This is a genomic window from Erwinia oleae, from assembly GCF_000770305.1.
GTDB lineage: Bacteria > Pseudomonadota > Gammaproteobacteria > Enterobacterales > Enterobacteriaceae > Erwinia > Erwinia oleae.
Genome location: NZ_JNVB01000083.1, coordinates 1 through 18,171 on the forward strand (window position 1 = coordinate 1; position 18,171 = coordinate 18,171).

Annotated in this window: 18 protein-coding genes; 12 read left to right on the top strand and 6 right to left on the bottom strand. The window is 51.0% G+C overall.

Annotated features, from left to right (window positions below):
• Positions 1 to 273: 273 nt before the first annotated feature.
• Entirely contained in the window at positions 274 to 1,296 is a 1,023-nt protein-coding gene (locus GS12_RS19710; protein WP_034950008.1) for an IS110 family RNA-guided transposase, read from the bottom strand.
• 378 nt (positions 1,297 to 1,674) lie between these two features.
• On the opposite strand from GS12_RS19710, the gene GS12_RS19715 reads away from it, so the two are divergent.
• The gene (locus tag GS12_RS19715; RefSeq protein WP_034950010.1) at positions 1,675 to 2,877 is read left to right on the top strand and encodes a multidrug effflux MFS transporter; all 1,203 of its coding nucleotides are present in this window, start codon (positions 1,675 to 1,677) and stop codon (positions 2,875 to 2,877) included.
• Between the two features lie 7 nt (positions 2,878 to 2,884).
• Here the strand turns inward: GS12_RS19715 and GS12_RS19720 are convergent, their stop codons facing one another.
• Both GS12_RS19720 and GS12_RS19725 read right to left on the bottom strand, forming a co-directional pair.
• The gene (locus GS12_RS19720) at positions 2,885 to 3,565 is read right to left on the bottom strand and encodes a nitroreductase (protein WP_034950011.1); all 681 of its coding nucleotides are present in this window, start codon (positions 3,563 to 3,565) and stop codon (positions 2,885 to 2,887) included.
• A 259-nt stretch (positions 3,566 to 3,824) separates the two neighbouring features.
• On the bottom strand, positions 3,825 to 4,850 hold the full coding sequence (locus GS12_RS19725) for an alpha/beta hydrolase (protein WP_228705033.1): 1,026 nt from the start codon (positions 4,848 to 4,850) through the stop codon (positions 3,825 to 3,827).
• A gap of 274 nt (positions 4,851 to 5,124) precedes the next feature.
• Between GS12_RS19725 and GS12_RS19730 the strand changes: the two genes are divergently transcribed.
• The 9 genes from GS12_RS19730 (at position 5,125) to GS12_RS19770 (ending at position 13,623) form a co-directional block, all read left to right on the top strand.
• Entirely contained in the window at positions 5,125 to 6,291 is a 1,167-nt protein-coding gene (locus GS12_RS19730) for an aldo/keto reductase (protein ID WP_179191986.1), read from the top strand.
• Positions 6,292 to 6,305: 14 nt separating this feature from the next.
• Positions 6,306 to 6,986 carry a heavy metal response regulator transcription factor gene (locus GS12_RS19735; protein ID WP_034950016.1) on the top strand — a complete coding sequence of 227 codons (681 nt, stop codon included), beginning with the start codon at positions 6,306 to 6,308 and terminating at the stop codon, positions 6,984 to 6,986.
• A gap of 15 nt (positions 6,987 to 7,001) precedes the next feature.
• Positions 7,002 to 8,459 carry a heavy metal sensor histidine kinase gene (locus GS12_RS19740; RefSeq protein ID WP_034950019.1) on the top strand — a complete coding sequence of 486 codons (1,458 nt, stop codon included), beginning with the start codon at positions 7,002 to 7,004 and terminating at the stop codon, positions 8,457 to 8,459.
• Positions 8,460 to 8,524: 65 nt separating this feature from the next.
• Entirely contained in the window at positions 8,525 to 9,004 is a 480-nt protein-coding gene (locus tag GS12_RS19745) for a (R)-mandelonitrile lyase (RefSeq protein ID WP_034950021.1), read from the top strand.
• On the top strand, positions 8,982 to 9,743 hold the full coding sequence (locus GS12_RS19750; protein WP_034950024.1) for a carboxymuconolactone decarboxylase family protein: 762 nt from the start codon (positions 8,982 to 8,984) through the stop codon (positions 9,741 to 9,743). Before GS12_RS19745 ends, GS12_RS19750 begins: the two co-directional genes overlap by 23 nt.
• Before the next feature lie 9 nt (positions 9,744 to 9,752).
• Complete coding sequence (locus tag GS12_RS19755; RefSeq protein ID WP_034950027.1) at positions 9,753 to 10,337, top strand: flavodoxin; 585 nt, start codon at positions 9,753 to 9,755, stop codon at positions 10,335 to 10,337.
• Positions 10,338 to 10,444: 107 nt separating this feature from the next.
• Complete coding sequence (locus tag GS12_RS19760) at positions 10,445 to 11,509, top strand: alpha/beta hydrolase (protein WP_034950029.1); 1,065 nt, start codon at positions 10,445 to 10,447, stop codon at positions 11,507 to 11,509.
• 246 nt (positions 11,510 to 11,755) lie between these two features.
• Positions 11,756 to 12,607, top strand: coding sequence for an aldo/keto reductase (locus GS12_RS19765; protein ID WP_034950032.1), 852 nt, complete (start codon positions 11,756 to 11,758; stop codon positions 12,605 to 12,607).
• A 26-nt stretch (positions 12,608 to 12,633) separates the two neighbouring features.
• Positions 12,634 to 13,623: an aldo/keto reductase gene (locus tag GS12_RS19770; RefSeq protein WP_034950035.1), complete on the top strand. Its 990-nt coding sequence runs from the start codon at positions 12,634 to 12,636 to the stop codon at positions 13,621 to 13,623.
• 34 nt (positions 13,624 to 13,657) lie between these two features.
• Here GS12_RS19770 and GS12_RS19775 read toward each other — a convergent pair whose 3' ends face one another.
• Complete coding sequence (locus tag GS12_RS19775; protein WP_034950038.1) at positions 13,658 to 14,551, bottom strand: LysR family transcriptional regulator; 894 nt, start codon at positions 14,549 to 14,551, stop codon at positions 13,658 to 13,660.
• A gap of 148 nt (positions 14,552 to 14,699) precedes the next feature.
• Between GS12_RS19775 and GS12_RS19780 the strand changes: the two genes are divergently transcribed.
• Entirely contained in the window at positions 14,700 to 15,485 is a 786-nt protein-coding gene (locus tag GS12_RS19780; RefSeq protein ID WP_001572334.1) for an SDR family oxidoreductase, read from the top strand.
• Positions 15,486 to 15,519: 34 nt separating this feature from the next.
• Here the strand turns inward: GS12_RS19780 and GS12_RS19785 are convergent, their stop codons facing one another.
• On the bottom strand, positions 15,520 to 16,104 hold the full coding sequence (locus GS12_RS19785) for a recombinase family protein (RefSeq protein WP_001572335.1): 585 nt from the start codon (positions 16,102 to 16,104) through the stop codon (positions 15,520 to 15,522).
• A 203-nt stretch (positions 16,105 to 16,307) separates the two neighbouring features.
• Here GS12_RS19785 and GS12_RS19790 point away from each other — a divergent pair, with 203 nt between their 5' ends.
• Entirely contained in the window at positions 16,308 to 16,904 is a 597-nt protein-coding gene (locus tag GS12_RS19790; protein WP_034950043.1) for a recombinase family protein, read from the top strand.
• A 153-nt stretch (positions 16,905 to 17,057) separates the two neighbouring features.
• On the opposite strand, the gene GS12_RS19795 is transcribed toward GS12_RS19790, so the two are convergent.
• Positions 17,058 to 18,145, bottom strand: a protein-coding gene (locus tag GS12_RS19795; protein ID WP_085939535.1) for an IS3 family transposase whose coding sequence is annotated in 2 segments (ribosomal slippage) — positions 17,058 to 17,893 and positions 17,893 to 18,145 — 1,089 coding nt in all. Because the reading frame shifts where the segments join, the coding sequence is not laid out codon by codon here.
• Positions 18,146 to 18,171 lie beyond the last annotated feature (26 nt).

An 18,171-nucleotide genomic window follows, 5' to 3' on the forward strand; every position in this document is an offset into this window, starting at 1 on the left:
TCCCCGAACAGTCAACTATAAGGGCTTCCCCGAACAGTCAACGCCGGTTTTTAATTTCTGTCTGTTCATCAATGAAGGGCAAGGGATAAGACTGCGCTACTATAAACGGTCACGTTGAATCTCTATTGATTCGGACCCTGATGAAAGACGCTCGTGAGATCCTCCTTCGCTAATCGGATAGTGATATCCAGTAGGATATGCAGATACTTCTCACGGGGGTCTAACCCTTTACCATCAACGAGTTGCAGTTCAGTTACTACACAGTTAAATTTTTCATGTTGCCGAATACAGTTTGAAGTCATCGCCGTAATGTAATGATGCCCAGCACAACCTCGCATTCTTGGCAGCGATTGCAACGACAGCACGCCAGTATCCCCGCCTGCCAATCAACGAGCAGACCCAACGGCTAAACGAGTCCGTTCTATTCTCTGCCCCTATCATCACAGAACGAGCTCCCTGTACCAGCAGCGTTCTCAGATATGAATCACCGGCTTTCGTTATTCTGCCAAGCTTTGATTTTCCACCACTGCTGTATTGCGATGGCGTTAACCCCAGCCAGGCTGCCAGTTGGCGCCCGTTTTTAAAATCATGTGCGTTGCCAATACTGGCGACCAGTGCGCTCGCTGTTGTGGGGCCAATACCTTTCAGTTCCATTAACTGCTGGCTGCGATGGTCTGTTTTGGCCACACGAGATAATACCCTGTCATATTCGGCGATTTTTTCTTCAATATTAGTTATATGAGCCAATAGATCATCAATGCAAAGCCTGACCTGTACTGGCAGAGTTTCCCTCTGGTCAGAAACAATATGACGTAGAGCATCAGTGCTTTGTGGGGCGATAATCCCAAATTCGGATACCAGACCCCGAAGACGGTTATACGTTGCCGTTCTTTCCTGGATAAATCCCTGCCTTGTCCGATGCAAGCACTGCATTGCCTGCTGACTTTCGTCTTTGACGGGTACAAAGCGCATATGCGGCCGCTGCACAGCCTCACAAATAGCTATTGCATCAGCTGCATCATTTTTCCCGGTCTTACCCGCCATGCGATAGGGTGAGACAAATTTTGGGGCCATCAACCGGACATCATGGCCATACTGCCTGAATAATCTTGCCCAATAGTGGGCACCCGAGCAGGCTTCCATTCCAATTACACAGGGAGGTAAACCTGCGATGAGTTCAGGAAGTGCTGCACGTGACTCCTTGGGTTTAACCAGAACTGCTTTACCATTTTGGTCAACGCAGTGAACTGCAAACACATTTTTAGCAAGATCGATACCGACAGTAGTGATGGTCATAACGAATCCCTCTGGGTCAATATTTATCCCATGATTGCACGAAAGTTAATCAGGTGCATATCCAGGGGAAGTCCCTTCCATTCGCTAAGACTAACCGACGACTTTATGACGAAATTTTGCTTATATTAGAAAGGGGGATGCTGTTTTATGATCTGATGATTCATGCCCTTGTCTGCAAACACAAATCGATCCTGAAACGGAAACGATACCTCCCTTTAAGGCACTAAGATAAGCGCCTGTTCAAAACATTCTTTCACTACCATCGCAATTCACAATATTAATGAATGTCATTCATAGTCCCTATCCTCCCACCTGTGATTATCCGCATGAACAAACCCGTTAACATGCCCCTTATCTCTTCATGTCCAACGGATCCCCATGCTTAATCAACAGGCACAAACACAGTCAGCTACAGCTAAAAAAACCGGTCTCTCGTTTCTGCTCATACTCAGCGCCCTGATGGCTGTTACCTCTTTATCAACCGACATTTATCTTCCGGCTATGCCCGTCATGGCGAAAGATTTACAGGGTGATGCAGAGCTGACAATCACAGGGTTCCTTATCGGCTTTTGCGTTGCACAACTGATTTGGGGGCCGATTAGCGATCGTTATGGGCGTCGACTGCCGCTGTTTATCGGTTTAGGTCTATTCATCATCGGTTCGGTGGGCTGCGCGTTATCAACGGATATCGTGCAAATTGTCTTCTGGCGTGTTTTTCAGGCGTTAGGTGCCTGTACCGGGCCGATGCTGGCTCGAGCAATGATCCGTGACTTGTTTAGTCGTACTCGTGCAGCACAAATGCTTTCAACTCTGATGATCATTATGGCCATCGCGCCGATTGCCGGGCCCCTAATCGGCGGGCAAATGATTAAAGTCACCTCGTGGCATGCCATTTTCTGGCTGCTGGCGATTATCGGAACATTAATGCTGATGTCTTTATTCTGGTTACCGGAGACATTACCTGTTGAAAAACGCTCTCAAGCCTCCGTAACCAGAGCCTTTCAAAACTACTATGCCTTGCTAACCAACGCCAAATACATGCGGTTTACTCTGTGTCTGACGTTCTATTACGTCGCGGCCTACGCCTTTATCACGGGCTCCCCGTTTGTGTACATCACGTACTTCGGTGTTGACCCGCAGCATTACGGTTGGCTGTTTGCAGTAAACATTGTGGGATTAATGGCTGTGAGTATGGTCAACAGACGCCTGGTTCACCGCTACCCACTGGAAGCGTTGCTCAGGAATGCCGTATTCATCGCCACTATTGCCGCAATAGTGCTGGCGGTCACGACCGGCCTGGGTGTAGGTGGAATTACCGTGATTGTCGGCGCTGTGTTCGTGTTTTTCTCTATGAATGGCATCATCGCTGCAACATCCACGGCTTGCGCACTTGATGCAGTGCCTAATGTAGCAGGCTCCGCGTCGGCGCTAATGGGCGCGTTACAATACGGCAGTGGCATCGTCTCTTCACTGCTTCTCGCTCTGTTCAGTGATGGCACGCCATGGACGATGGGCTGGATAATTGCGTTGTTTACAGTAGCCAGCGCCCTGATGGCACTGACCGTTCAGCTAAAAAAATAAAACGTCGTTATTGATGCCAGACGACACTTTCGTCCAGAGATACCCGCCCTTCCCTGTAGCTCAGGGAGGGATGCGTTTTATCTGGGATCCCAAAAGAAATACCGTAAAGCAGCCTGAAGCCCTCAGGAACATTCAATATTCGACGCACCGTTTGGGCAAAATAACTCAGCACTGCCTGTGGAACGCCTGCGTAACCGCGAGCTGCCAGAGAAAGCAGGAATGTCTGCGCATACATACCCGCATCCGAGGCAACACGAACGTTGTCTCCAACAGCCGGAATGAACAATAGAGCAACATGAGGCGCGCCGAAAAATCTCACATTACGCTCGACCACTTCTGAGCGACTTAAGTTATCCCCCCGCGCAACGCCCAGTGCCTGATAGTACGAGTGCCCCTGCTCCGAAGCCCGTTGCCTGAATGGCTCGGGATAAGCTTCTTTATCAAACGTAAAATCAAGACTGTAGTTCCCCGCCCTCAGATCTTCCGTCAGTGCGTGGCTTAATTCACGAAGTTTATCTCCTGCAACGATATGCAGGGACCAGGGTTGTGTATTGCAGTTGGATGGTGCGCATTGCGCTTCGAGCAAAATGTCTTTGAGGATATCGCTGGGGATAGGAGATGGAAGAAAGGCTCTTGCCGAGTACCTGTTTTTTACTACCTCACTAAATGTTGGCTCTTGCGTACTCATTTGCTTCTCCGCCTGAAAGTAATTTGAAGTGAATGATTCACTCTCTCCAGATCCATCCTGTCACATTAGGCTCATCCTTTTCATTCCCGGTTCCAGATTAGGTCTATGAATTCCATTCATAGCGCCTATTCAAGCTGCGTAATTATCTTTAACCGCAACTTCGTTAATCTGGGTCTATCGCGTGAACACGCAAGCGGAAAATGGCTACAGCTGATGGACATACCCCAGCCTGCGCGGCTGGGGCGTCATCGGAGGCTAACTAAATATTCTTATCGAAGAAGACGTCTAACTTTTGCATTGCCTGGTCAACGTATTTTGGCACCCAATACGTCTCGATATGGGTAGCGCCATCAATCAGGAAGAGTTCTTTGTCCTTCGTACCGGTGGCTTTCGCGAACGCATTTTCAGTCATATAGAGCGTATCCGCTTTTGTACCGGCAATCATCAGCAGCGGTTTATTGATGAGATTTATATGGTCCGTTACGTCAAAGCTCATCAAATCCAGAAGACTGCTGGTGGTGTATTTAAACGTGGAGTTCGGATGCGCATGGGTTTTCCAGTAGTACTCGTAGCCCTGGCGATATAAGGCAAAAGGTAATTTAGCAATCTGTTCATCAGTCAGGTTGGCATCGCCGGAGTAAAGCACTTCTCCTCCGGCTGCTTCCTGAGCACGCGCGTCAGAAGCCTGCTGAAGACGCTGCTGGATAGTATCCAGCTGTGAATCCTGCATACCGTTGCGGCGCACAAGGCCTGAATTAAACATGCTGATGGTTGCTATCGATTTGAACCGCTTGTCAGTTTCGGCCGCAACAAGTGAATACCCGCCGCCTCCGCAAATACCCAGCAGACCAAGGCGGGCGGTATCTACACCGGGATACTGGCTGATGTAGTCAGCCATGCCATGGATATCCTCAATGCGATTAGCGGGTTTATCCACGCTGCGAGGCATCCCACCGCTAGCGCCCTGATAAGCCGCGTCGGCGGTAATCGTGATGTAGCCCTGCTCGGCGAGACGCTGGGCATACAACCCGGCGACCTGCTCTTTTACGCCACCATTAGGATGTGCAACCACCACCGCAGGGTATTTTTTGGCGGGATCGTAGTTAGCAGGGGTATAGACATTCGCAGCAATCTGGATGCCATGCAGATCGTATTTCACCGGATGAATGTTGACCTTGCCTTTGACGTTCTCGGTGATGGCACCGTCATAGACGAGTGTGAATGGATTTTTTTTGTAATCAGCCGCATTGACTGAGGTCACCCCAGCCATTGCCGTGAGTAGCATTGCACTGATAAGCGTGAATTTCATGGTCTCTCCCGATGAGTGTCGGCCTGGTTATACAGGCTCGCGGAATCAAATTTGCAGGCTCAGATTAGGCGGAGAGGGCTGTCAGCATCGTGACAGGGAAATAACATTTTTGTCAGGAAACAGACTGGGATAGGTAGGTGTTTCTGACAGCGCTGTCAGGTAACCGTCAGCTTTATGTTGGCAATCCGAAGGCAGAATAGCCTCGCTTAAATGAGATTCATGTTCAATTTTGTGAGAAACGGAGCGATCAATGAAAAGCCAGAATGCCCCAACAATGCCAGAGCGGCGCAAGTTATTAGTCGCCGGGGCCGGTATTGCCGCCGCCTCGCTGATTCCGCACGTATCAGCGGCGAGCCAATCCTCTCAGGTCGATTCATCCAGACAATCCAGCCAACGCAATGCTGCTTCTGGCAAGCGTACACTCGGGAAGCTGGAAGTTTCTGCCGTCGGTCTGGGCGTGCAGAACATGAGTCGCAAATACGACACCTCCGTTCCCTGGCGTCCCGAGATGATCAATGTTATCCACCGGGCATTTGATGAAGGGGTAACGTTCTTCGACGCTGCTGAAGCCTACGGCCCGTTTGAAGTCGAAAAAATTCTCGGGGAAGGCGTCGCCCCGTTCAGGGACAAAATCGTTATCGCCACCAAGTTTGGCTGGAACATTGACCAACAGACGGGGAAGCGTCTGCCGGGCCTTAACAGCAGGCCGGAGCATATCAGGCAGGTCGTCGACAATATGCTCAAACGCCTGCGTACCGATCGCATCGACTTATTGTATCAACACCGGGTTGATCCACAGATCCCGATCGAAGATGTCGCCGGTGTGGTGAAAGATTTAATGGATCAAGGGAAAGTCCTGCACTGGGGTCTGTCTGAAATGGGCATCAACACGTTGAGACGCGCTCATGCAGCATTACCCGTTACCGCCGTACAAAGTGAATACTCCATGCTCTGGCGTGGCCCTGAAAAGCAGGTATTTCCGGTGTGTGAAGAGCTGGGCATTGGGTTCGTGCCATGGAGCCCACTCGGCGTGCAATTTTTAACGGGCTGGATTGATGAGAATACCCGGTTCGCTGCCGGTGATTTCCGCGCGACAGAAACGCGTTTCTCGCCTGAAAACTTGCCACACAACTTACAGCTGGTTGAACTACTGAAATCCTGGGCAATACGAAAAAATGCCGCACCGGGACAGATTGCACTGGCATGGCTCCTGGCGCGTAAACCCTGGATTGTTCCCATCCCTGGCACCACCAATAAAGACCATATGCTGCAAAACACAACAGCTACTGGCGTGTCGCTGACAGCCATAGAGATGACCGAGCTCACCCGCTCACTGGATGCCATCACTATCCAGGGGCAACGTCTGCCGGATGCTGTTCAGGTGTATTCCGATGTTGAAGCACCATTGAAAAGTTAAGAGGATGTCCCGTTATGCGCCTGTTGTTAGTCGAAGATGAAGAAAAAACGTCAACCTATCTCAACCGTGCGTTGAGTGAGTCCGGGTTTACGGTCGATGTCTCTGCGGATGGCGCTGAAGGTCTTCATTACGCGCTGGAGTTCGACTACGACGCGATAATACTGGACGTGATGTTGCCGGGGATGGACGGCTACCGGGTACTTGAGGGTGTGCGGGCAGCCAAACAGACGCCGGTGCTGATGCTCTCTGCACGGGGATCAGTCGACGAGCGCGTTAAAGGACTTCGTCTTGGCGCGGATGATTATCTGCCCAAGCCCTTTTCCCTTATTGAACTTGTGGCGCGTATTCAGGCGCTGGTGCGTCGCCGCGCTACGGATGGCGCAGACATCACCCAGCTGCAAATTCACGACCTGCATCTCGACTTACTGGCTCGCCGGGTATTTCGCGACGGAACGCGACTGGAACTGACCGCAAAAGAGTTTTCCCTGTTAAGCCTTCTGGCCCGGCATCAGGGGGAGATTTTGTCAAAAATGATGATTGCGGAGCAGATATGGGACATGAATTTTGACAGCGATGCCAACGTGGTTGAAGTCGCCATTAAACGACTTCGAGCCAAGGTGGATGCCCCGTTCGATATCAAACTACTGCATACCGTTCGTGGCATGGGGTATGTCCTCGAAGTCCGGTCCGCATAAATGAAGGGGATAAGCATGCCTAAGCGTTCCATCTCCGTCCACCTGGCGCTGATGTTTGCCTTATCCGCGCTGCTGATTGTCTCCGTTATCGGCATCCTGCTCAGAAGCTCCTTACATGACTCTTTGCAAAAGCAGATGCATAACGAACTGCTGTTCCGGGAATCATTGATGAGTCCGTGGATCACCGCACGAACCTCGGCGGACGGCTGGTCACTGCTTGCCAATAAATTCACCGTGTTAACCAATTCTGAAGGTGAGCGCGTTCGCTACTGGATTGTGAGTGATAACCCACGCTTCAGCATGGGGGGAACACCACCGGTGGGTGTACAGTGGTCTTCTTTGCAGGAGGGCTTTAATAAAGTGCCCGGTGCATCGGAAGGCGCATGCTCGCTGTTTCTGTTAGTCAAAACCATCCCCGCGAACGGAGAAAGACCTGAGCTGCGCTATGTGGTTGCCATCGACTCCACGCCGTACATGGGCACGCTCGATGCGTTCACGCGTACACTGCTGATCATTACTGCACTGGGCGTCGTGATTGTCGCCTTGCTGGGATACATCGTATCAAGGATCGGTCTTCGTCCCGTTGGGGCGCTCAGTAAACAGGCCCAGCAACTCGCTCCCGGGGACTCTGGTCAGCGCCTGAATACCGAAGCATTACCTGACGAATTACAGCAGTTAGCATCATCTTTTAATGGCGTGCTGGAACGGCAAGAGGTCGCCTGGAGGCAGCTCGAAAGCTTTAATGCCGATGTTGCGCATGAACTCCGTACACCGCTGACTAACCTGATTGGTCAGACACAACTGGGGCTCTCACGCCGACGTTCACAAGATGAACTGGAAGAGTTACTGGGTTCTAATCTGGAAGAGCTTGAACGTATGACGTCGATCGTAAACGACATGCTGTTCCTGTCCCATGCCCATGCGGGTGAGCATGCGTCCCAGCTTACCCAAGTGTCCCTGCGGGAAGAAACCCTGAAAACAGCGGATTATGTTGAACCCTCTTTTGCTGAAAAACAGCTCTCTATGGATGTTGAGGGCGACGTCACCGCGCACATCGACCGGCGACTGTTCCACCGCTCACTGGCTAATTTACTGGAAAATAGCGCAAGACATTCCCCCTCCAACAGCACGGTTACGGTACGGTTAAGCGAAACCGGTCATCAGGCCTGTGTTGAAGTTTCAAACCTTGGCGAACCGATATCGCCAGAGCACTTACACCGGCTTTTCGAGCGGTTCTATCGCGTTGACACCTCCCGGGCTAGGAGTGATACCCATCATGGGCTGGGCCTGTCGATCGTACGTGCCGTCGCCATTATGCACCGGGGAGATGTCTTTGCCCGTAGCGAAGGTGGCATCAATACATTTGGCCTCACCTTTGCGATACAAGCGGATAAAGCGGCGGGTAATGCTCACTCCGACACTGAGCCGGGACCAGGGTTAACTGACAGAATTGTCAGGGGGGCGTCAGCCTGACGTCATCACCCCCTCGATAAAATCATCGCAGGCAATCCCCCTCTTCATTGATAAGGACGCTTTGCATGATCGGACATTTACGTTACCTCGGGCTGTTACTGCCCTTCTTCACCTTTTCATCCTGGGCTGCGGAGCAAAATCCTGCTGTCCATATCGCCCCCGCAGGAAGTCAGAATGCGGTGTTCGGGCCAGCCGAGAACTTTACCGGTCGCGTCAGGGTTGATCCTCTCTTCAAACCGGATAACGACATCCGTGTTTCTGGGGCTTATGTCACCTTTGAACCCGGCGCTCGTTCCGCCTGGCATACGCATCCGGCAGGTCAGCGGCTGATTGTGACCTCGGGTGTTGGGCTCACCCAACAAGAAGGCCAGCCGGTGCAGGTTATCCGCGCCGGTGACGTTGTCTCTTGCCCGGCGGGGATCAAACACTGGCACGGGGCGGCACCCGGCAGCGCGATGACGCATCTGGCGATAACCGGGATTGTAGATGGCAAAAGCGTTAACTGGATGGAGAAAGTGACAGATGAACAATACCACGCCCATTAAGGCATTAGCGGCAGCGGTGCTGCTGACCTTTGGTTTTGGTCTCGCGGCACTTGCTGCGCCCGTCAATAAAGGAGCCTCAGAAATGAACCACGAACAAACGGTCTCAGATACGCTGTCAGCCAGCCAACAGTCCATCCCGTTGATAGCGGCATCGATGGCCAGCAGTCAGATGGATAAGCTGAATGCAGCGCTGAATCAGGGTCTTGACGCAGGGCTCACGATAAACGAAACCAAAGAGATTCTCGTCCAGCTTTATGCCTATACGGGCTTCCCCCGTAGCCTGAATGCGCTTAGTGAACTGATGACGGTCGTCGAAGCACGTAAACAACGTGGTATCAAAGACGTTGAGGGTAAAGAACCGGTTGCCCCGATCCCTGTCGGAGATGAACTTCGCCGTGTCGGTACCGCAAACCAGACAAAAATCTCAGGCGCTGCCGTCCAGGGACCGCTGTTTGATTTTGCCCCAGTGATTAACCAGTTCCTGCAAACGCATCTTTTCGGCGACATTTTCGCCCGCGATAACTTCGACTGGCAAAGCCGCGAGCTGGCAACGGTTGGCGCATTAGCGGCCACACCAGGCGTTGAAGCCCAGTTGCTATCGCATACACGAGCAAGCATGCGGGTCGGCCTGACGGCAGCGCAGCTGCGCCAGCTGGCACAGGTTCTGCGTGAACATGGCGAAAGTGATGCAGCAACGCGAGCTGAAAAGGCGCTGCAACAGGCGCTCGCAAACAATTAGGAGTGGGTTATGGAGCATGATCCCAACCGCAGAATGTTAATCACCGCACTTGCCGGGCTCACGCTGGCGAACATTTCTTTGGCATCAGCTGCGACCGGAACCACAAACGTGCAGGGTAAAAGCCGTGTTCTGGTGGCGTACTTTTCCCGCAGCGGAAATACACGAGTCATTGCGGGCGTCATTCACCGCAGCCTGAATACCGATCTGTTTGAAATCGAACCGGCTACGCCTTATCCAGAAGACTATTTTCAGACCGTTGAACAGGCGAAAAATGAGCGTGAGCGGGGAGTAAAACCCGCATTAAAAAATAGCGTCGCAGATATCTCACGCTACGAGACCCTGTATTTAGGCTTTCCGATCTGGGGGACCAGCGTGCCGCCTGTAGTGCAAACATTTCTCAGCAGCCACAACCTTGCGGGCAAATTACTCATCCCCTTCATTACCCACGGTGGCTACGGTAATGGAGACAGCGACGACATCCTTGCCCGTCTCGCCCCAACTGCGCGTAGGGAAAAACCGCTGGTTATTGAATGCGACCAGGAGCGAAGAACCACTGAAACGGTCACCAGTTGGTTAGAGACAATACGCAGTTAATCGTCCGCATTCATGAGTCTGCCAAATAAAGGCAATCAGGGGTGCTAAATAATTAACGCTGACAACTCAGATATGATTGAACGGCAAACATAACAGAGGATGTAATCTTGAAGACAATCTTAAAAACGCTGGCCATCTGCGTAATGGCGGGTGGCCTGGTGGCTCAGTCGGTCTATGCCGAGCCGCTGGTCATTCAGGAACAAGGAAGCTTTTCTGCTGGCGGCACTATCATCACCGCACCAGGAACATTTGACGCGAAAAAGCCGCTGGACTCTGCTGGCCAAACCTACCATGGCGATCATGCGTCTGTTTTCTACCAAATTCCCGAGAATCCGCATAAATACCCTATTGTCATGCTGCACGGCGCAGGTCAGTTCTCCCGTACCTGGGAAAGCACCCCGGATGGTCGCGAAGGTTTCCAGAACATATTCCTGCGTCGTGGGTTCTCAACCTATCTTGTCGATCAGCCACGCCGGGGCAGCGCCGGGCGCACAACGGTAGAAGGTACTGTTACGCCTAAACCGGATGAACAAATGTGGTTTAACCAGTTCCGAGTTGGCGTGTGGCCAGAGTATTTTAAAGACGTTCAGTTCTCTCACGACAAAGAAGCGTTGAACCAGTATTTCCGTCAGATGACCCCGAACACCGGGCCGTTTGATATCAATGTTATCTCTGATGCGATGTCCGCAGTGGTGGATAAATCCGGCCCGGCTATCCTCTTCACCCACTCTCAGGGGGGCGGACCAGGCTGGTACACGGCGATGAAAAACGACAAGGTCAAAGCCATTGTCGCCTTCGAGCCTGGCAGCAGCTTTGTCTTCCCGGAAAAAGAACTCCCAGCCCCTATGCCAAGCGCGTTCGACACGCTGAAGGGTGAACCTGTTCCGATGGAGCAGTTTATGGCTCTGACCAAAATCCCGATTCTGATTATTTACGGCGATAACATACCGGATAAACCTGTCGCCATGCCCGCGCAGGACAGCTGGCGCGTACGTCTGGCGATGGCTCGCGACTGGCGTGATGTGGTGAACAAGCATGGCGGGGATGTGACTGTGACGCATCTGCCTGAAGTGGGGATCAATGGGAATACCCACTTCCCGTTCTCTGACCTCAATAATGTGCAGATTGCCGATTTGGTGAGTAAATTCCTGAAGGAAAAAGACCTGCAATAGGAAGAGCCAGTATTGAGTCTTCATTATTGAAGGCTCAATACAAACATCATCTTTATAAAAAATAAAGTGGCCTAATCCTGCCGAAAAAAAGTGTTGAATATGGCGGTTTGCTTTGCTCACAAAACAGAGCGTCAGCCCTCCAAAGATTAATGAATACATCTAATAAACCCTAGTTAATTACCCCCTCTAATAGAATAAATAACTTTGCGTTATGCTTTTCCTACACAACAGCTGAAGGATAACGTCATGCAAACTGTAAAACTGAACAACGGTATAGAAATGCCCCTTCTGGGCTTTGGTGTCTTCCAGATGACGGATGCCGCCGAATGCGAAAGAGCCGTGATTGACGCTATCGATACAGGATACCGCCTGATCGATACCGCAGCGTCCTACCAGAATGAAACCCAGGTCGGGAACGCACTGAAACAGACTGGTATCGCACGTAACGAACTCTTTGTAACGACCAAACTTTGGCTCCAGGATACCAATTACGAAGGTGCTAAAGCACAGTTCGAACGCTCCCTGAATCGGCTGCAACTTGATTACGTTGACCTGTATCTGATTCACCAGCCTTACGGCGATGTCCATGGAGCCTGGCGTGCTATGGAAGAACTGCAACAGGCAGGCAAAATTCGCGCCATTGGCGTCAGCAACTTCCATCCTGACCGACTGGCCGACCTTATCGCCTTCAACAAAGTGGCCCCTGCGGTAAACCAGATTGAAGTTAACCCCTTCAACCAGCAGTTGCATGCGGTTCCATGGAATCAAAGCCGTGGCATTCAGCCGGAAGCCTGGGCACCGTTTGCTGAAGGTAAAAATGGTCTGTTCCAGCATCCCGTATTAACGGCAATTGGTCAGAAGTACGGCAAAAGTGTGGGCCAGGTGGTACTGCGCTGGATCTTCCAGCGGGGCATCGTTTCACTGGCGAAATCGGTGCGGAAAGAGCGCATGGCAGAGAACATCGACATTCTCGATTTTAGACTCAGTTCTGAGGATATGCTGCAGATTGCTGCCCTCGACACCGCAACCAGTGCCTTCTTCTCACACCGAGACCCGGCGATGGTGGAATGGCTGACTGGCCGCAAACTTGATGTTTAAGCCGCGATAAAAGAGGTATTCATTCAATGCAAAAGCGCTTTTTAGGTAAATCTGGGCTAGAAGTGTCCGCTCTGGGACTCGGTTGCATGGGGCTCAGCCATGCCTACGGCCCTGCAACAGATACCCGTCAGGCTATAGAACTTATTCGTACAGCAGTTGAACGTGGAGTTACTTTTTTCGATACAGCTGAATTGTATGGCCCCTTCCTTAATGAAGAGGTTGTCGGTGAAGCCTTAAAACCGTTTCGTGACCGTGTGGTCATTGCCACCAAGTTTGGTTTTACCTTTGGCGATGACAATAAGCAGCAGATTTTAAACAGCCGTCCGGAGCATATCCGTGAAGCTGTGGAAGGATCATTACGCCGCCTTAAGACTGATGTCATTGATCTGCTGTATCAACATCGTGTCGACCCGGATGTCCCCATTGAAGATGTTGCGGGTGCAGTGAAAGACCTGATCGCGGAAGGCAAAGTTAAACATTTCGGTCTGTCCGAAGCGGGTGCGCAAACCATTCGTCGTGCCCATGCCGTACAACCGGTCACTGCGCTGCAAAGCGAATATTCCATGTGGTGGCGCGAGCCTGAGCAGGAAATCCTGCCGCTACTGGAAGAGCTGGGTATTGGTTTTGTGCCCTTCAGCCCATTAGGCAAAGGCTTCCTGACGGGAGCGATTAAACCAGGAACAACGTTTGGCAAGGATGATTACCGCAGCACCGTGCCGCGTTTCGCCGAACAGGCGATTGAAGCCAATGAAAAGCTGGTCTCATTACTGGGTGAACTGGCAGCAGAGAAAGGCGTGACGTCTGCGCAAATTGCGCTGGCATGGTTGCTGGCACAAAAACCGTGGATTGTTCCTATCCCTGGTACCACCAAACTACACCGGCTGGAAGAAAACCTGGGGGCTGCCGACATCATTCTTTCGCAGGATGACTCACGGCAGATAACCCAGGCGCTTGAAACGATTAAAGTCGTCGGCGAACGTTACTCTCCTGAGCATCAGGCTCGCACTGGCCGTTAATGCCCCGACGGGTCCGCTGCGATTGGCGGACCCGTTATTCTGAGTAGCGAAGGGCATCGATCATCAGCGCAAAAGCGGGCGGATGCTGCTTACGGCTGGGGTAGTAAAGATAATATCCGGGGAAAGACGGACACCAGTCCTGCAGAACCTGAATAAGCTCTCCTGACTTTATATAATCCTGCACCCTGTCTTCAGGTATACAGGCGATGCCAAAACCGGATAAAGCCGCATCAATCCTTTCCGCCTGCAGATTAAACGTTACCTGTCCTTCCACTCTGACCCGTAACGGTTTCCCATTCTTCTCAAACTCCCAGTGGTAAAGACCACCGGCAGTCGGCAGGCGCATATTGATACACCGATGGGTTTGTAGCTCGTGCGGTGTTTCTGGTACGGGGTTAGCGGCAAAATAGGACGGTGCTCCCACCACTGCCATGCGCATTTCCGGTCCAATCCTCACCGCGATCATATCCTTATCTACGCTTTCGCCCAGGCGGATCCCGGCATCAAAACGCCCCTCAACAATATCGACAAAACCGTTATCAACCACCAGTTCGAGATTAATTTCCGGGTATTCCCTGAGAAAGGGCTTTAGCTTAGGCCATACCAGACTTCGCGCTGCATGCTCCCCGGCAGATAAACGGATATTGCCGGAGGCAGTGCCGTTCAGTTGAACAAGCGATTCCAGCTCCTGCTCAAGATCGGCAATACGGGGTTCAAGGCAGGCGATAATTCTCTCACCGGCTTCTGTGGGGGCAACGCTTCGGGTAGTGCGGGTCAGAAGTCGGATATTTAGCCGTTCCTCCAGGGCCTTCATCGCGTGGCTGAGTGCAGACTGAGAAACCCCCAGTTTACCCGCTGCTTTGGTAAAACTTCGCTCCCTCGCTACCACAAGAAAGATTTGCAGTTCGTTGAAGTTTTCTTTGAGCATCGGCGATTTCCTTATGGAGACATTCCCTTCAACGCGCACTCATGAAGGGTGTTCATAGACACAATCATTTTAGCCCCATTACTGACAATAATGATAATTGATATTCTGACTGTAGAGAAAATAAGTCTGAATTATCAGAGGGTTTATCATGAAAATACTCATTGCAGGCGCGACCGGAAGTATTGGTCTTCATGTCGTGAATACCACTATCGAAATAGGCCATCAGCCCGTGGCGCTGGTCAGAAATAAACGGAAAGTAAAATTACTTCCGCGTGGAACGGATGTTTTTTACGGCGATGTTTCAATGCCTGAAACACTTACCGATTTGCCGAAAGATATTGATGCCATCATCTTCACTCTCGGTTCCGATGGCCAGGGGCGTATTGGGGCCAGAGCGATAGATTACGGTGGTGTACGTAACATTTTACGACTATTCAGGGATACGTCTGTACGCATCGGCTTAATGACCACGATTGGCGTGACTGAACGGCTCAGCACCTGGAATCAACGCACTGAGGTTCATGACTGGAAAAGACGTGCCGAACGTCTGGTCAGGGCGAGTGGCCATCCCTATACCATCGTCAGGCCCGGCTGGTTTGACTACAACAATGATGATGAGCACAGAATCGTTATGCTCCAGGGGGATCGACACCATGCAGGAACGCCGGAAGATGGTGTGATATCCAGAAAACAAATCGCCCAGGTTCTGGTCAGTGCGTTGAGTAACGATGCAGCCACAAATAAAACGTTTGAGCTGGTCGCTGAGCGAGGGGAGGCACAACTGGATTTTACACCTCTCTTTACGGACTTACAGGCAGATAACCCTCAAAAAAATGATGGCGTTTTAGATTTGAACAACATGCCTTTCAGTGAAGAACCTGAGTGCATTATTAACGAGCTAAATCTGTTTTCAATACAGGTAAAATCAATCTAACGCCTTTGACAACTTGGTCAAATAGAGACCAGTCTTATGGCAGTTTAGATCCGGCTTTTACCCGAAGTATGGTTTGACGGGTAGTACTAAACTCTCGGGCAATGGCGCTGATGCTTAAGCCTAAATTAATACGCTCAATAACGACCTGTTTTTGTTCTTCGTTCAGGGCAGAGGGACGGCCAAAACGTTTCCCTGCCGCTTTTGCCCGCGCAATACCTGAATGTGTGCGTTCAAGCAGTAGGTCCCGTTCAAATTCTGCCACGGCAGAAATAACCTGCATGGTCATTTTCCCCGCGGGGCTGGTGAGATCTACTCCACCCAAAGCTAAGCAGTGGACACGAATATCGGAATCTGCCAGTTGTTCTACCGTTTTTCTGATATCCATCGCGTTTCGGCCCAGGCGATCAAGCTTGGTGACTATCAGAACATCGCCACTTTCCATACGGTCAAGCAGTCGGATAAATCCAGGTCGCTCACTTGCGGCAACCGAACCACTAATATGTTCCTCAATATATCGCTGAGCACGAACATCAAAACCCGCCGCTTCAATTTCACGACGCTGGTTTTCTGTGGTCTGCTCCAGAGTGGAGACCCGGCAGTAGGCAAAAACTCGTGACATAGGAAACTTTCCGTACGAAATGGATGTCCGAATTATAACACCTGTACGAAATGAATTTCACTTACTTTCGGACAGATATATTAGAAGATGTACGAAACCGACCGGTTTCATACACTATCTATGTAGCATGTCCGAAAGTTAGTGTTTTACATTTCGTACATGCTTTATAATAAGTACATCTATTTCGTACACAAAATAACACCATGTCACGAGTTTTTGCCTACTGCAGGATGTCGACCCTCGAACAGAACACTGAAAACCAGCGTCGTGAGATCGAAGCGGCCGGGTTTGTCATCAGACCCCAGCGATTGATTGAAGAATACATCAGTGGTTCAGTCGCGGCTGCTGAGCGTCCTGGATTTATGCGTTTGCTTGATCGAATGGAAAACGGTGACGTTTTAATCGTAACGAAGTTGGATCGCCTGGGACGCAACGCCATGGATATTAGACAAACCGTTGAGCTGCTTTCTGCGTCAGAAATACGGGTGCATTGCTTGGCATTGGGCGGAGTAGATCTCACCAGTCCAGCCGGTAAAATGACAATGCAGGTAATTTCTGCGGTCGCTGAATTTGAGCGGGATCTGTTAATCGAGCGTACGCATGCTGGTATCGCGCGTGCTAAGGCATCTGGAAAACGTTTTGGTCGCCCGCCAGCTTTGGATGACGAACAAAAGAAAGCTGTGTTCCTGCGCCTTAATGAAGGGTGGAGTATCAGCGCGATTGCCCGCGAATTCGGCACTACACGGCAGACTATTCTCAGAGTAAAAGCGGCAATGGAAGAAGCTAATACATGCACGTGAGCTGCTCTTTCAGTGCATGTCCGCTTTGTGCCAATTGCGAAAGTTTGGAGTGAGCTAGGTTAAATTAGGATGTTAGTTTCATGAAGGAATGATAATGTTTTAAAAGCATCTACAGGGTAATCCTCCCATTTTTAACGGAGGTGATAAGTAGAATCAGGTCATGCGTTGAATATGCTGCATCGGCGTGTAGCCATTCAATGCCATATTCGGACGCTCGTGATTATAAAACCATTGCCAGCGTGTGGCATAGTCCTGTAATTCATCCAGCGAGGAAAACAGGTACTGCCCTAGCCAGTCATAGCGTACTGTACGATTATATCGCTCAATATAAGCGTTCTGCTGAGGTTTACCGGGCTGAATAAAACGCAGGGTTATATTCTGTCGGGCCGCCCATGACATCAGTATCCTGCCTGTATATTCTGGCCCGTTATCGCACCGGATAGCTGCTGGTTTTCCCTTCCATTCAATGAGCTGCTCCAGCGTTCTGACCACCCGACTCGCTGGCAGGGAAAAATCCACCTCAATCGCCAGCGCTTCCCGATTAAAGTCATCGATAACATTCAGTAAACGAACAGAACGTCCATCCGATAGCTGATCATGCATGAAATCCATCGACCAGCATTCGTTGCCACTTTCAGGCACCATCAGTGGCTCAGGTTTATCCCGTTTCAGTCGTTTTTTCGGCTTGATCCGCATGTTAAGCGACAACCCGCAATAAATCCGGTACACCCTTTTATGGTTAAACTGGAAACCTTTTACGTTACGCAGATACAGAAAACACAGGCCAAATCCCCAGTTACGCTGACTGTCAGTGATACGGAGCAGCCAGTCGGCGATGACGTCATTTTCTTCATTTCGTTGCGGCTGGTAGCGATAGCAACTTTCGCTGACAACAAACAGCCGGCAGGCAAAACGCACGCTGACGTTTCGGCTCCTGACGGCTTCTTGCGCCATCTGCTTTCGACGCGATGGCTTCACCACTTTTTTGCCATGGCTTCCTGAATAATTTCGGCCTTGAGACGCTCTTCAGCATACATTTTTTTGAGGCGACGGTTTTCCTCTTCCAGTTCTTTGAGGCGGGTCATCATGGAAGCATCCATCCCGCCAAAGCGTGAACGCCACTTATAGAAACTGGCGTTGCTCATGCCATGCTCGCGGCACAGTTCGGCCACCGGCGTTCCTGCCTCGGCTTGCTTCAGGATGGACATGATCTGGCTGTCAGTGAAACGTGATTTTTTCATAGAGATCTCCCCGGTTCAGGTTACGA